14 protein-coding genes are annotated in these 13,708 nt (G+C 40.7%); 6 read left to right on the plus strand and 8 right to left on the minus strand.

Translation table 11 applies throughout. The features are described 5' to 3' along the window. Nucleotides 1–365 precede the first annotated feature (365 nt). Genes B2400_RS07285 through B2400_RS07295 form a run of 3 tightly spaced genes read right to left on the minus strand, consistent with a single transcriptional unit; the run spans nt 366 to nt 2,924 of the window. On the minus strand, nt 366–875 hold the full coding sequence (locus B2400_RS07285; RefSeq protein ID WP_149526423.1) for a GNAT family N-acetyltransferase: 510 nt from the start codon (nt 873–875) through the stop codon (nt 366–368). Between the two features lie 2 nt (nt 876–877). Next, entirely contained in the window at nt 878–1,717 is an 840-nt protein-coding gene (locus tag B2400_RS07290; RefSeq protein WP_149526422.1) for a prephenate dehydrogenase, read from the minus strand. Nucleotides 1,718–1,757: 40 nt separating this feature from the next. Further along, nucleotides 1,758–2,924 carry a pyridoxal phosphate-dependent aminotransferase gene (locus B2400_RS07295; RefSeq protein ID WP_149526421.1) on the minus strand — a complete coding sequence of 389 codons (1,167 nt, stop codon included), beginning with the start codon at nt 2,922–2,924 and terminating at the stop codon, nt 1,758–1,760. Between the two features lie 334 nt (nt 2,925–3,258). Between B2400_RS07295 and B2400_RS07300 the strand changes: the two genes are divergently transcribed. The 5 genes from B2400_RS07300 (at nt 3,259) to B2400_RS07320 (ending at nt 9,033) form a co-directional block, all read left to right on the plus strand. Next, nucleotides 3,259–4,191 carry a LacI family DNA-binding transcriptional regulator gene (locus B2400_RS07300; protein ID WP_293932190.1) on the plus strand — a complete coding sequence of 311 codons (933 nt, stop codon included), beginning with the start codon at nt 3,259–3,261 and terminating at the stop codon, nt 4,189–4,191. A 320-nt stretch (nt 4,192–4,511) separates the two neighbouring features. Continuing rightward, nucleotides 4,512–6,338, plus strand: coding sequence for an ABC transporter ATP-binding protein (locus B2400_RS07305; RefSeq protein ID WP_149526418.1), 1,827 nt, complete (start codon nt 4,512–4,514; stop codon nt 6,336–6,338). 62 nt (nt 6,339–6,400) lie between these two features. Continuing rightward, on the plus strand, nt 6,401–7,597 hold the full coding sequence (gene mqnE, locus B2400_RS07310; RefSeq protein WP_149526417.1) for an aminofutalosine synthase MqnE: 1,197 nt from the start codon (nt 6,401–6,403) through the stop codon (nt 7,595–7,597). 91 nt (nt 7,598–7,688) lie between these two features. Then, on the plus strand, nt 7,689–8,321 hold the full coding sequence (locus tag B2400_RS07315; RefSeq protein WP_149526416.1) for a histidine phosphatase family protein: 633 nt from the start codon (nt 7,689–7,691) through the stop codon (nt 8,319–8,321). Next, the gene (locus B2400_RS07320) at nt 8,308–9,033 is read left to right on the plus strand and encodes a menaquinone biosynthetic enzyme MqnA/MqnD family protein (RefSeq protein ID WP_293932193.1); all 726 of its coding nucleotides are present in this window, start codon (nt 8,308–8,310) and stop codon (nt 9,031–9,033) included. Before B2400_RS07315 ends, B2400_RS07320 begins: the two co-directional genes overlap by 14 nt. Before the next feature lie 146 nt (nt 9,034–9,179). Here B2400_RS07320 and B2400_RS07325 read toward each other — a convergent pair whose 3' ends face one another. From B2400_RS07325 to B2400_RS07335, 3 genes are read right to left on the minus strand one after another with little or no spacing between them, the layout of a single operon-like run. Continuing rightward, a complete protein-coding gene (locus B2400_RS07325) occupies nt 9,180–9,554 on the minus strand; it encodes a DUF423 domain-containing protein (protein ID WP_286652056.1) in 375 nt (124 codons plus the stop codon). After that, complete coding sequence (locus B2400_RS07330) at nt 9,554–10,255, minus strand: thioredoxin domain-containing protein (RefSeq protein WP_293932195.1); 702 nt, start codon at nt 10,253–10,255, stop codon at nt 9,554–9,556. Before B2400_RS07330 ends, B2400_RS07325 begins: the two co-directional genes overlap by 1 nt. A gap of 24 nt (nt 10,256–10,279) precedes the next feature. After that, on the minus strand, nt 10,280–10,810 hold the full coding sequence (locus B2400_RS07335; protein WP_293932196.1) for a PhnA domain-containing protein: 531 nt from the start codon (nt 10,808–10,810) through the stop codon (nt 10,280–10,282). A gap of 185 nt (nt 10,811–10,995) precedes the next feature. On the opposite strand from B2400_RS07335, the gene ypfJ reads away from it, so the two are divergent. Next, nucleotides 10,996–11,859 (plus strand): KPN_02809 family neutral zinc metallopeptidase, encoded by an 864-nt coding sequence (gene ypfJ / locus B2400_RS07340; protein WP_260044379.1) that lies wholly within the window; start codon nt 10,996–10,998, stop codon nt 11,857–11,859. A gap of 1 nt (nt 11,860) precedes the next feature. Here ypfJ and B2400_RS07345 read toward each other — a convergent pair whose 3' ends face one another. Both B2400_RS07345 and B2400_RS07350 read right to left on the minus strand, forming a co-directional pair. Next, nucleotides 11,861–12,841, minus strand: coding sequence for an acyl transferase (locus B2400_RS07345; RefSeq protein WP_293932198.1), 981 nt, complete (start codon nt 12,839–12,841; stop codon nt 11,861–11,863). Nucleotides 12,842–12,862: 21 nt separating this feature from the next. Continuing rightward, nucleotides 12,863–13,540 (minus strand): hypothetical protein, encoded by a 678-nt coding sequence (locus B2400_RS07350; protein WP_293932200.1) that lies wholly within the window; start codon nt 13,538–13,540, stop codon nt 12,863–12,865. Nucleotides 13,541–13,708 lie beyond the last annotated feature (168 nt).

Genomic DNA, 13,708 nt, shown 5'->3' on the forward strand with positions numbered 1-13,708 from the left:
GGCCAAGAACAGTGAGCTCAAGAATGTCCATGGCTATGGCAGAGCTGATGCTTATGGAATCCATAATATGGAAATGCAGGGCGCAATGGCCATCTTCACCGTAAACCTGAAAAGAATCCTGAAATTGATATAAAAAGGTGAGATATTGCCTCAAAAAAGCCTAGATGGGATGCTAAAAACTCAAATAGCAAGTCCTAGTCGCTTACACCTTCAATAAGCTCATAAAAAACAAACTTCCAGAAACCCTTTGAACAAAAATGACCGAGTAGGGGAAAACCTATACTCAGTCATTTCTTTAAGTCTCATTAGAAAGTTGAGGCTTTTTCAGTGCCCTCGATTTTTTCAGCCTCTTTTCTTTTTGATTACTAGTAATCTTCTTTGAAGATGCAATATTGAACCTGAACCCCTGTGCCGTCTTCGGCTGGGTATTCGAACTCTTCCGTAGCACCGATCTTTGAAAGTGCTGCTTGCGAGCGTAAATTGCCTTTCCTGACATGGAAAATCACCTTATCGACTTGCTCGAATGCGAAGTCCATCATCAATTTCTTTATCGATTTATTATACTCTCCGCCCCAATATTCTGTTTTCAAGAAACTATAACCAATGGCGGTCGACTTTTCCTCCTCATTAAATTGATAGAAAGAAGTCGCACCGATTACCTGTTCGGTTTTCTGATCGATAATTAGATAGGGGATATCGGTCGCTATGAGCTTTTGGAAGTATTTTGTAAATCCTATAGGCGAGTAGCGGCGAGTATCCGGATGCTGTTCCCATATCTTAGGGTCGGATGCCGCTGCATAAACCCATTCATAGTCTTCTTTGATCATCGGTATAAGCTTTACGAGCTCATTGCTGAGTGTTTTCTTTTCCAACATGACTATTTGATTATGCGTTTGATTTTATTTGATTTTTTAATCCATTTATGTACGGCGTCGTAATCCTCTTTCTCGATCTTGTCGTAAATGTGCTGGAGTTGCTTGATATGTTCTTCCAATACTTCCAATACGTTGGCTCGATTCTGTTTGAAGATAGGAGTCCACATATCCGGCGACGATTTAGCCAAACGTACGGTAGATTGGAATCCGGATCCTGCAAGTTCAAAGATGCGTCCCTGCGACTTTTCTTTCTCAAGAACAGTTAAAGCCAATGCGAAAGAAGTTAAGTGCGAAATATGAGAAACATAAGCAGTGTGCATATCATGCTCTTCAGCATTCATAAAGGAGGTCTGCATTTCCAATTGATCCGTTATACTATCTGCGATTTCGAAGGCGTCCTCATCCGATTTGAATGCTTCTACATAAACCATCATTTTATCTTTAAATAGGTTTGGAATAGCAGCTTCAGGACCCGAATATTCAGTTCCCGCCATGGGGTGAGCAGCTACATAGCGACCTCTGTTTGGATGATCTTGAATCAAATGCAGGATATTTGACTTCGTTGATCCCATGTCGATAATAACCTGATCGGTCACCTTGTCCAACATACCGGGGAGTATCCCCATAATAGCATCGACCGGCACTGTCAATATCAATACTTTGCAGCTTTCTAATGCGTCCTCTAATGATTGGATTTCATCAACCAATCCTAATTGTAATGCTTTTTTCTGATTGGTTTCATTTCTTTCAACACCTACCAGTTTTTCGCAAAACTTCGTTTCTTTAAGTCGAATGCCGATAGATCCACCTATCAAACCAACTCCGACAATTGCTATATTCATTTTATTCAGAATAATAAAAACATACTACGCTAGTGTAGGCTTATTTGCCTAACCTAGCTTTTAATCTTTCCATCGCTTGATCCAATACTTCTGGTTTAGCACAAAGGCTAATCCGAATGTACTGTTCGCCAGCAGAGCCAAAAATACCGCCAGGGGTAATAAATACCTGTGCGTTATATAATATATCGTCGCTTAATGCATACGAGTCTGCGTAATTGGTCGGGACCTTTGCCCAAACAAATAAGCCAACCTGATTCTTATCGTATTCACAGCCTAAAAAGTCCATGATCTGGTAGACTTTTTCACGACGTTCTTTATAGCTCTCGTTCAGTTGGGTGTACCATGACTTATCCAGTTGCAATGCTTTTGCTGCGGCAAGTTGAGTAGCGAGGAACATACCAGAGTCCATATTGCTTTTAAAGCGTAATATCTCGTCTATGCGCTGTTGTTTTGCAGACAGCATACCAATACGCCATCCCGCCATATTCGATGATTTGCTAAGCGAATTCAGCTCAATAGCAATATCTAATGCACCGTCTACTGAAAGGATGCTTTGCGGCTGATCATTTAGTATAAAACTATATGGATTGTCGTGGCAGATCAATATGTTGTGTTTTTTTCCGAATGCAATTACTTTCTCAAAGAAACCTGCAGTGGCTAAAGCACCCGTCGGCATGTGCGGATAGTTAATCCACATCAGTTTTACTTTGGACAGATCGGTTTTTTCTAAAGTGTCCAAATCTGGTGTCCAATTCTCCTCGGCCTTTAGTTCGTAAGGGATAGTTTCAGCGCCGGCAATGCGAACCGCGCTTGCATAGGCAGGGTATCCCGGGTTTGGAATTAAAGCCTGGTCGCCCTCTTGAAGGTAGGTCATACAAATATGAACGATACCCTCTTTTGAGCCCATTAAAGGGAGGATTTCCGTATTAGGATTCAGCGAAACGCGATAATATCGATTATACCAATCTGCCATGGCTTGTCGTAGTGCCGGAGCACCTTTATAACTTTGATAACCATGCGTGTTGGACAATGCTGCCTGCTCCTGTAATACTTGGATTACTTCAGGATGAGGCGGCAAATCAGGACTTCCGATACCCAGGTTGATAACCTGCGCACCGTTCTTGTTCATCTCGTCGATCTCTCGCAGCTTTTTAGAAAAGTAATACTCTTCCGTATGCTGGAGACGTTTCGCAACTTCTATTTCCATTTTTACGCTAATTTGGCGTTAAAATTAGGAAATCTTACTGTCAATAAATCATTTCTATTAAATAATTACAGCATTTTTGCCCTATTTATTTCAAAATTCTATTTAAAACCTTTCTCCATTCTTCAAATACTAATTTAGAGCAAGTTATTATGCTAATTGTTTCTATTGTTAGTTTATTGTTAATTCCAGTTAAAGTAGTCGGTTGGTTAGTAATATTAGTGTTAAATAATATAATATAATTAACTAAAGTGTAATTCGTGTAGGGTTAAATTGCTTAAAAATTATTATTTTGGTTAAAAATAAATTTCAAAAGCATAAAAATTAATTAAAAACTATGAAAGCTACGGAATTATCTGGTGTCAAAGAAATTGCTCGGAGGGCTAACGTATCTATCGCCACAGTTGATCGTGTATTGCATAATAGAGTTGGTGTTGCGCTCAAGACGAAAGAAAAAATCGAATCGATCATAAAAGACATGGATTACAAACCGAATATTCTAGCGAAGCGACTAGCATCGAAGCGAGTTCATCGTTTTGCGGTTCTTATGCCTAGAGAGTGTGTCGAAACTGATTATTGGCGGGCTCCGCTGCTAGGGATACAATCGGCATTGAACGAGTTAGGAGACTTTGGCGTAGAACTTACTTACTTCCTGTTCGACCGGCAAGACCGAGAGCATTTCAAGGAGATGTCCGAATCGGTTCTTGAGAACACCTTAGATGCTGTCATCGTAGCACCAATCTTTCTATCCGAGGCAGAACGCTTCGTTAAGCGTTGTGAGGAGCGGAGGATAAAATATCTATTTATTAATAATGACCTGCCGTCGTCACAACCACTCAGCTTTATCGGTCCCGATCAATGGCAAACAGGACGCCTAGCGGCAAACTTGTGTCAATACATTATAAAAAAGGGAGATCGAATTCTCGTGTTAAATATACAGCGGGAATTCAGCAATATCGATCATAGTACCAATCGTCTTGCAGGATTTGAAAGCTTTTTCGCCGAAAGTGAGGCGGGATGGAACATCCTTAAACTCGAAGTCAGTGCCGATAGTTACGATATTTTCCAAGCCTATTTTGGTCAGTATCTGCAGCAGAATGAGTTGGACGTTGTTTTCGTAACGAATGCTTGGGTTTATTGGGTAGCACGCTATTTTGAAGAACATTCCATTAACGATATCATTCTTATCGGCTATGACTATACCAGCAAAAACATAGATTATGTCGAAAAGGGGAGGTATCGACTTCCTGATTTGTCAAAAACCGCTTGAACTTGGATATAAAGCTTTAGCTACATTATTTGAACATTTTATTTCCAAACGCCCTATATCACGCATACAATACATGCCTATTGATATTGTGACGAAGGAAAACTCCAACCTATATAAACATTGATTTACAGCAAACGAACATGGTTCATTCCATTCGTAAATCCCTATTTTTAAGTTAAATCTCTTTGTTGCAAGTTTATGTCAATTGAATGCCCGACCGTGGAATATTATGACATAGGTTTGCAACAATTTTACCCTATCAAATTCAAAAAACGCCTAAGGTTGCAAAATTTCTTACATTTGTAGTCTTAGTATTTTGCATGAAGACATACTTTAGATTAATTTCATTCGCGAAGCCTATTGAGAAATACGCCATACCATACCTCCTCTGTACGGTTTTTATGGTGGTGTTCAGTACCCTCAATCTAGCATTGCTGGCTCCGTTACTCCATACCCTTTTTAATGCCCAAGATGCTGTTGTTGAGGTGGTTGAAAAACCAACGGGTACATTCGACTTGATGGGTTATTTCAATTACTTCGCCTACGACCTGAACAATAGACTAGGTCCGTACGAAGCATTGAAATACATCTGTGTGGTAATCGTCGCATCGGTATTTATCTCTAATTTATTCCGATACCTTTCTCAAAGGGTAATGGAAAACTTAAGAATCCATACCTTATTGAATCTTAGAAAGTCGGTTTTCAACAATGTAATGAATCTACATTTAGGATTCTTTTCGAATCAGCGTAAAGGGGATATTATTTCTAAGATCGCATCGGACGTACAGGTGGTGCAGTTCTCGGTTACCAGTACTTTGCAGGTTGCCTTTAAAGAACCACTGCAATTGATCGCCTATGTGGTCATGCTGTTTATTATCTCTGCAAAGCTGACTTTATTTTCCCTATTGGTTATTCCTTTTTCAGCATTTATAATCTCACGAATCGTTAAAACGTTGAAAGCGCAGGCGCAGGAAGGTCAGAAGACCTACGCAAATATGATTACCTATTTGGAAGAAGCGCTAAGCGGGGTGAAGATTATCAAATCTTTCAATGCGATAGAGTATGTAAAGGCGAAGTTCAATGGAGAAAATGATCGTTATGCTACGATTATGCGCCGTATGGTTCGTAGACAGCAAATGGGATCTCCAGTATCCGAATTATTAGGTGTTGTGATGGTTGCAATCATCCTATTATATGGCGGTCATCTTGTGCTTACTGGAAATGGGGACTTATCTGCATCGGAGTTCATCGCCTATATTGCGATTTTCTCACAAGTGATGCGTCCAGCGAAGGCATTGACCGATGCTTTCAGTAATATCCATAACGGTATTGCTGCAGGAGAACGCGTATTGCAGTTAATTGACGAGAAGAACCTAGTAGAAGACAAACCGAACGCCAAAGTGGTTACTTCCTTCAGCGACAAAATCGAATTTGATCAAGTTTCATTCTCCTACGAAGAGAAAGAAGTATTACGCGACATCAATCTCAGCATCCAAAAGGGAGAGACTGTTGCGCTCGTTGGTCCTTCCGGTGGCGGGAAATCAACCTTGGTAGATCTTATTCCGCGTTTCATGGACGTAAGTTCCGGAAGCATCAAGATGGATGGCACAGATTTGCGAGACCTGAACCAGGATTCATTAAGGCATCTAATTGGCGTAGTCAATCAAGAATCTATACTTTTCAACGATACGATCTTCAACAATATCGCATTTGCAAACACTTCCGCTACGGAAGAGGAAGTGATTAAGGCTGCAAAGATTGCGAATGCGCATGAGTTTATCATGGCAACAGAGCAAGGCTATCAAACGAATATCGGCGACAGAGGCTCCAAGCTATCTGGTGGTCAGAGACAGCGTATCTGTATTGCGCGTGCGGTTCTTAAGAATCCACCGATTATGCTGTTAGATGAGGCGACGTCAGCCTTAGATACCGAATCAGAACGCTTAGTACAGGACTCCCTGTACAAGCTTATGGAAAACAGAACAACGGTAGTTATTGCGCATCGATTGAGCACCATTCAAAATGCAGACAAAATTATCGTATTAGAAGGTGGAAGAATTGCAGAAACTGGCTCTCATTTTGAGCTTATTGCGCAGAATGGATTATATAAACGACTGATTGATATGCAGCAATTTGCTGAGGCTTAATGGCTTAGGTCAATCGCTTTTTAGGGTAGTTTTTGCTACATTTGTATTGTAAGGACTGCGAAATGGAATCAACACAGAAGCTATCGTTTTTATTGAACGATAAAAATTTATCAGAAGAACTAAAAAGTATTGCGCAAAAGGTTTTAAACGACCAGCGTATTACATTTGATGAGGGAGTTTATCTTTACGAACATGCGGAATTAGGATACCTTGGTGTATTAGCTAATTATATCCGAGAGAAAAAGCATGGCGACATCACCTATTTCAATCGTAATTTTCATATTGAACCAACAAACGTATGTGTCTACGACTGTAAGTTCTGTTCTTATTCAAGATTGATTAAGAATAGAGACGAAGGTTGGGAAATGGATGTTGACGGTATGATGGACATTGTTCGTAAATACGACAATGAGCCAGTAACGGAAGTACATATCACTGGTGGCGTTGTTCCAAAACAAAACCTGGAGTTCTATGCTGAGTTTTTTAAACGCTGCAAAGAACATCGTCCTGATCTACATATCAAAGGTCTTACACCGGTCGAATATTATTATATCTTCAAGAAAGCGAAGCTTAGTCATTATGATGGCATGAAATACCTGCAGTCTTGCGGATTAGATTCTATGCCAGGCGGTGGTGCAGAAATCTTCCACCCGGAAGTGCGTGAGAAGATTGCTCATGATAAATGTACCGCGGAGCAATGGTTAGATATTCATGAACAAGCGCATAAGTTGGGTATGCATACAAATGCGACCATGCTGTACGGACATATTGAAGAGTTCTGGCATCGTGTTGATCATATGGAGCGCTTAAGAAGTCTGCAAGATAAAACCGGCGGATTCCAAACGTTCATTCCATTGAAATTCAGAAATAAAGATAACCAAATGGAGAATGTTCCGGAGGTATCGGTTGTTGAGGATTTACGCAATTATGCAATTGCACGAATTTACATGGATAACTTCCCACATATCAAAGCGTATTGGGCGATGATCTCTAGAAATACGGCTCAGCTTTCATTAGCATTCGGTGTGGATGATATCGACGGAACGTTAGACGATACAACAAAGATCTATAGTATGGCTGGTGCTGAAGAGCAGAACCCTGCCATGTCCACCAAAGAATTGGTTGAATTGATCAAACATGTTGGACGTCATCCGATAGAGCGTGACACTTTATACAATGTCGTTACCGACTACAATGAAGTTCAGTTTGAAGAGGAAAATCCTAAAAAGCAGTATTATTCTTTACCAGTAGTCAATTAAGAGAAATTCATATTTCCATCGAAACGGCCACAAGAATGAAAGTTCTTGATGGCGATTGAATACAGAAACTTTCAGTAAAAAAGGGGTAGGATTGAAAAAGACCATATATTTCATACGACACGGGCAAACAGATCTAAATTTAAAGGGAATAGTGCAGGGCAGAGGTGTTAATTCGCCACTCAATGAAAATGGCGTATTGCAAGCCCAAGCTTTCTTCGAAGCTTATAAGCATATCCCTTTCGATAAAATATACGCATCCACTTTATTGAGAACCCATCAAACTGTCGCACCTTTTGTTGCGCAGGGAGTGCCAATGGAAGAGCTGGAGGGGCTGGACGAGATTTCATGGGGTATTTATGAAGGGCAGGAACAGACCGAAGATATCCTAAAAGGCTTCGAAGAGGTTGTAGGATCATGGCGCAATAACGACTTAGATCTTGCTATCGTTGATGGCGAATCGCCGAACACCTTAGTTCAGCGTCAAAAAGAAGCAATCGCACATATCCTGGCGAATAAGGAAGAAGAAACGGTGTTAGTCTGCATGCACGGCCGTGCTATGCGGATCATGCTGTGCCATCTAACGAATGTTCCAGTTTGCAATATGGATGACTTCCCGCATACGAATACGGCTCTTTATGTTCTTGAATATGAGGATGATGAGTTCAGTATTGTAGACTACTACAACACCAAGCATTTAGAAAATTTAATTAATGAAAAAAATTAGAGTATCTGCCGTTTCCTATACCAACACGTTGCCATTTCTGCAAGGTATCAGGAACTCAGATGTTATTAATGATATTGATCTTTCTGTTGACTATCCGAGCGAATGTGCTCGAAAAGTTATGGAAGATGAAGCGGATATGGGTATCATACCTGTAGCAGCGCTCGCAAATATGCCAAACTATTATATTATTGGCGACTACTGTATCGGTACTAAAGATTACGTTGATTCCGTTTTTATTTTCTCCAATAAACCCATCGAAGAGATCAAAACCCTCTTGTTGGACAAGCAATCTAAGACATCAAACGGATTAGCGCGTATCTTACTACAACGATATTGGAAGCGAAACGATGTTGAAATCTTAACCGAACGCGAAGCCGACGCTTATGTATTAATTGGCGATCGTACCTTCGGCAAAAAAGAAGAAGTTCCTTACGTCTACGACCTAGGGCATTACTGGTATGAATTGACCGGACTGCCATTCGCATTTGCCGTATGGGTATCCAACAAAGAATTGCCAGAATCCTTTTGCCAGAAATTCAATGCCGCATTAGCCGACGGCGTCTCCAGACCCGACGACGTTATCGATGGCTTACCTGCCTATCCCAACTTCGATTACCATGTCTACCTCAATGAAAACCTCGATTTTCATCTAGACGCCGGTAAAAGAAAAGCCTTGGAGCTTTATTTGGAGTGGTACAAGAAACTTGATTAGACATTAGATATAAGACGTTAGATATTAGACCTTTGAAATGAAATACTAGTTCTACTTTTCTCTAGATTAAAAAGAGTTAAGTAATTATATTTGCGATATTCGGCGCCAATAGTCTAAAGTCTTAAATCTAATATCTAACATCTAATCTAAATACTATTTAAAAGAATCATAACCCACCCAACAATCATTAGCAATCCGCCGATAGGGGTAATAGGGCCTAGAAATCTTAGATTCACTTTCCAGATGTCTTTGAAGCTCAGGAAATAAATGCTTCCGGAGAATAGGATACACCCGGATAGAATTCCGAAAACGGCCCAGTTGTCGCTGGTACTGGAGAAATCCATGTTGTAGCCGATAATCAATAGCGTAATTGCGGCATACATCTGATAGCGTACGCCGACTTCGAAAGAGCTTAATCTTTCTTCGGATAATATCTTCTTAAAAGCGTGTGCTCCGAATGCTCCTAGTATGATAGCAAGAATACCTAGTATCGAGCCAGCGACCAATGCAAGTTGATTCACTAGTTATTTGCCTTTTTAACCTGCGCTACGATCTCCGATTCTGTTGCCACACCCGTTTTATCCCAAACTAACTTCCCATCCTTGTAAAGCTTTATTTGCGGTATTGCGGAAACCTTTAATGTTTTGGCTAATTCTCTGTTCTTGTCAGCATCGATTCTAACCAACTTCACTTGGTTGCTGTGTTTTTTCTCAACATCAAGAAGGATTGGCTTTAATTGCTGACATGGGCCACACCAAACCGCTGAAAAATTAACAAGAACCACTTTAGAAGAATTGACTACATGATCATAATCGGCTTTCGACATTCCTGCAGGCTCCTTCGTATTATTCGTTTTTATCTCAGGTTTATCCGCTTTTCGCCAATCCATCATGCCACCAGAATAATCATAAACCGTGTATCCTTCTTTCGTTAGAAATTCAGATGCCTGCTTACTGCGACCACCACCTAAACAATAAATATAAACCGGTTGATCTTTTTTTAGATTGGCCAATTGCTTCTTAAAGTTCTCTTGATCCTTCCAATCCACATTTACTGCGTTAGGAATATGTCCCTCCGAAAATTCCTGAGGCGTGCGAACGTCCCATAATTGTGTCTGTGGTTTAGCAATTACCTTCTCCATTTCTTCAGCGCTGACTTTTGTCTGTGCCATTCCGAAATGTACTGATGCTAATAAACCAATGATGAACAATGCTTTTTTCATATATTCTTTATTTTTCAGGATTTATTATCCCTTTCTTAAGTACTTTGTAAGTATAACGATGGTTTGCCCCTCAATCTTGCCTTCAATCTGCTCTGTATTGTCAGGAACAAGTCTAATGTTCTTCACTACCGTACCTAATTTAGCCGAGATACTAGAACCTTTTACGTCTAAGGTCTTGACCAATACCACAGTGTCACCTTCAAAGAGGCGTGTTCCATTAGCGTCTTGGTGAAATTCAACATTCGCTTCTGCTTCATGGTCGCCAGTTTTCTTCGCCCATGCGATAGCATCATCATCAAGGTATAAAATATCTAAATTGTTAGCTGCCCAGGCTTCGTTACGCAAACGGCTCAGCATACGCCAAGCGACCACCTGTACCGGTAAATAAGGAGACCACATGGTATCGCCTAGGACTTTCCAGTGCTCAGGATCAATCTGTTCCGTTTTTTCAATCTGTCCTTTGCAAACAGAACATACTAAAATGCTGTTATCTTGATTAGGGATTTCCAACGGCGGGACTTCATAAACGGAGAGTTCTTGAGTAGAGTTGCACAATTCACACTTGTTTTCACTTCTACTTTTTAATTCATCTAATAACATAAAATTGGGTAATAAGTATTTGTTTCAAAGATAAGCATTTTAAATGAGGGGAATGTATATTACCTTAGTGTAGTGAATTGGGTTGTGGCAGAGAATTTGTATAGGAAGAAAAACAAACTGTAAAAAATAAATTTATACTTATGAAATGGCAAGGCGGCCGCAATAGCGGAAATGTAGAAGATCGCAGGGGAATGTCCGGCGGACAAAAATTAACCCTAGGCGGAATTGGCGGGGTAATCGTATTGATTATCGGATTTCTAATGGGTGGCGATCCTACAGAGTTATTAAATCAAGCGCAACAACAAGGTGGTGTAGCCACAGAACAAGGCGAATTTCAGTCGACCCCCGAAGAGGATCGATTGGTGGAGTTTGCAGGAGTTGTTCTAACCAGTACGGAGGATGTATGGAGCGCTATTTTTCGCGAAAATGGAAAATCATACCCGGTGACTAAATTAACTATCTATCGTGAAGCTTACGAAACAGGCGGTTGTGGAGTAGGACGTTCGGAATTCGGACCTTTCTATTGCCCGGGCGATCAAAAGATCTATCTGGATCTAAGCTTTAACAAAGAGTTGAATAATCGATTTGGCGCCAAAGGCGAGTTTGCCCTTGCATACGTTATTGCCCATGAGGTAGGTCACCACATCCAAAATATCTTTGGTGTATTAAACCAAACAAATGCTATGCGTGCGAAAATGAGCGAGCGCGATTACAATAAGATTTCCGTAATGACGGAATTACAGGCGGACTTTTATGCGGGCGTTTGGGCGCATCATGCAACCAAGAAATCCGATGTGCAGTTAACTTATGATGATATTGTAGAGGGTATGCGTGCTGCCGCTGCGGTAGGTGATGACCATATACAAGAGCAGGCTACAGGAAGCTCGCATCCGGAATCATTTACGCATGGTACTTCGGAGCAACGTGCTTATTGGTTCAAGAAAGGATATGAAACGGGTGATGTAAACCAAGGGAATACCTTCGAGGACCCTAGCTTACAATAAGCTATTGCACCAGCAAGTTGCAGCCGCGAATATCAGAATTATCAAAACGTCCTAGGATCTCGAACGAACCATCTTGATGGAACTTCCCTAAATCCTGGGTTGCGATAAACGAACAGGAGTAATAATTGGCTAAATCAATGACATTTATTGCTCCTGTTTTTTTATTGTCCAGAAGGGTCAAAGGATCATTGGTGTCGCGGATCAGAATTTTCATCCAATTAGGTGTTTTGAACAATCCTTCGCCACTAGAATACCCTTGTGATAATAACTCCGTCATCCCATATTCTGAATGAATTGCAGTCACACCAAATCCAGCTTTTAGGATCGAGTGCAGCTCCTCTCTGATCATCTCCTTACGCTTGCCTTTCATGCCTCCGGTTTCCATAATAATAAGCTCTGGAAACTCAATGCTATATTGTTCTACAAAATCGAGAAGAGCATAAGTAACTCCAAAAAGCACCGTTTTGGTACCTTTTTCTTTTAGCTTCTGTAGAACCTCAAAAAGTTCCTGATGATTGTAGAGGAAATAATTGCTTTCTTCCTGTTCCGAATGCTTGATTAAATCGTCTACCATGTAAATCAATGAAGATCCCGAACGTTCTAAATAGGATGGGAGCAAGGCAACAATCGCCAAATCCTTAACATCGCCATAGAACTGTTCGAAAGCTAATCTAAAGCTTCGTTCGTACAAGCTTACATCAGCAACCAGATGCTTACTTGTTATCATTCCGGTAGTGCCTGAACTGCTAAAAACAACTTCAATTTCTGATCCCGCGTTGATAATCTCCTGTGATTTGAAAAATTGAATCGGCATAAACGGAATCTTGGAATAATGGTCAACATTTTTCGGCTCCACACCCAATATCTGTAGATATTGGGTGTAGATTAAGGTATGCTCCGCCTGATGCTGAAACACAGCCAATGCGCAGGCGTTAAAATCTTCGTCCGATTGGATGTTAAAAATGCGATCCAGTATTTCCATTGACGCAAATATAGGGATTCCCTACCTTTTCTTAATCAATTCCTTATTGCGGAATGGATTATCTTTCACATCCATTTTCTTTACTTTCAACGTCTGCTGTAGCTGCTCTTGAAGCTCCTTCGCGTAGCTTGGCGATGCCTGCGTCGCAATGCTATATAGAGCCAATTGCTTTCTAATGTCTTTGAACTTTTCTACTTCGTAGTTTACTTTAAAAGCTTCAATACTAGGTTTATAAATTAGACGTGTAACTTGGTCTGCAGCTAGAGCGGTTGCGACGGTTGCAGTTCCCAACAAAGCTTGACCCGCAGCATCAGTTAAAGTTCGCTCGTCTTCCGGGTTATCATATATAGGTGCTCCAAGTTCACCTCGACGGATATTGGAGCGGTCATCGTCCAAAGAGATAGCGATCATCTCGACTCCCGTATCAGACATCCCCTCGAAAACTTGTATATGACGGTTTTTATCGAATTTTATCTTAATTTCTTTAATAGCCGCGGCAGAAACAGAACGAGCTCCACGCGAAGTAATCACATCGATAGACTCCTCATTAACTTGCTGCAGAAGCCCCTTTACTGAACCTTTTTGGGTTTTAATAGTGACCTGATATTCTTTTATCTCCCGTCGGGCAGATGATTGAGCGTAGATATTTGTAGTAATTAGGAGAAATAGGAGAGATAGGGTTAAACGAAAATTTGCCATTCGGTTAATATTGAGTATTAATTTTCTGTAAAGTTAAGATTTTGGGGATTGGCGGGGTGTTAAAAATTATTAAATGTTGGGAAGGGAAGGGGGCTTAGGGTGGGGAAGCTTTTCTTTCCGGATTTTTTGACAGGATGGTAGAGTTTGTTTGAACCTTTGGTTTAAACA

Source organism: Sphingobacterium sp. UBA6645, from assembly GCF_002455685.1.
In the GTDB taxonomy this organism is placed as follows: domain Bacteria; phylum Bacteroidota; class Bacteroidia; order Sphingobacteriales; family Sphingobacteriaceae; genus Sphingobacterium; species Sphingobacterium hotanense.

What these genes read in the sequence shown, in the direction of transcription:
- B2400_RS07345 (WP_293932198.1), bottom strand. Translation starts at nt 12,841, where the DNA reads ATGGAAATACTGGATCGCATTTTTAACATCCAATCGGACGAAGATTTT.
- ypfJ (WP_260044379.1), top strand. Translation starts at nt 10,996, where the DNA reads ATGAAATGGCAAGGCGGCCGCAATAGCGGAAATGTAGAAGATCGCAGG.
- B2400_RS07320 (WP_293932193.1), top strand. Translation starts at nt 8,308, where the DNA reads ATGAAAAAAATTAGAGTATCTGCCGTTTCCTATACCAACACGTTGCCA.
- B2400_RS07290 (WP_149526422.1), bottom strand. Translation starts at nt 1,717, where the DNA reads ATGAATATAGCAATTGTCGGAGTTGGTTTGATAGGTGGATCTATCGGC.
- B2400_RS07330 (WP_293932195.1), bottom strand. Translation starts at nt 10,255, where the DNA reads ATGAAAAAAGCATTGTTCATCATTGGTTTATTAGCATCAGTACATTTC.
- B2400_RS07285 (WP_149526423.1), bottom strand. Translation starts at nt 875, where the DNA reads ATGTTGGAAAAGAAAACACTCAGCAATGAGCTCGTAAAGCTTATACCG.
- B2400_RS07295 (WP_149526421.1), bottom strand. Translation starts at nt 2,924, where the DNA reads ATGGAAATAGAAGTTGCGAAACGTCTCCAGCATACGGAAGAGTATTAC.
- B2400_RS07350 (WP_293932200.1), bottom strand. Translation starts at nt 13,540, where the DNA reads ATGGCAAATTTTCGTTTAACCCTATCTCTCCTATTTCTCCTAATTACT.
- mqnE (WP_149526417.1), top strand. Translation starts at nt 6,401, where the DNA reads ATGGAATCAACACAGAAGCTATCGTTTTTATTGAACGATAAAAATTTA.
- B2400_RS07300 (WP_293932190.1), top strand. Translation starts at nt 3,259, where the DNA reads ATGAAAGCTACGGAATTATCTGGTGTCAAAGAAATTGCTCGGAGGGCT.
- B2400_RS07305 (WP_149526418.1), top strand. Translation starts at nt 4,512, where the DNA reads ATGAAGACATACTTTAGATTAATTTCATTCGCGAAGCCTATTGAGAAA.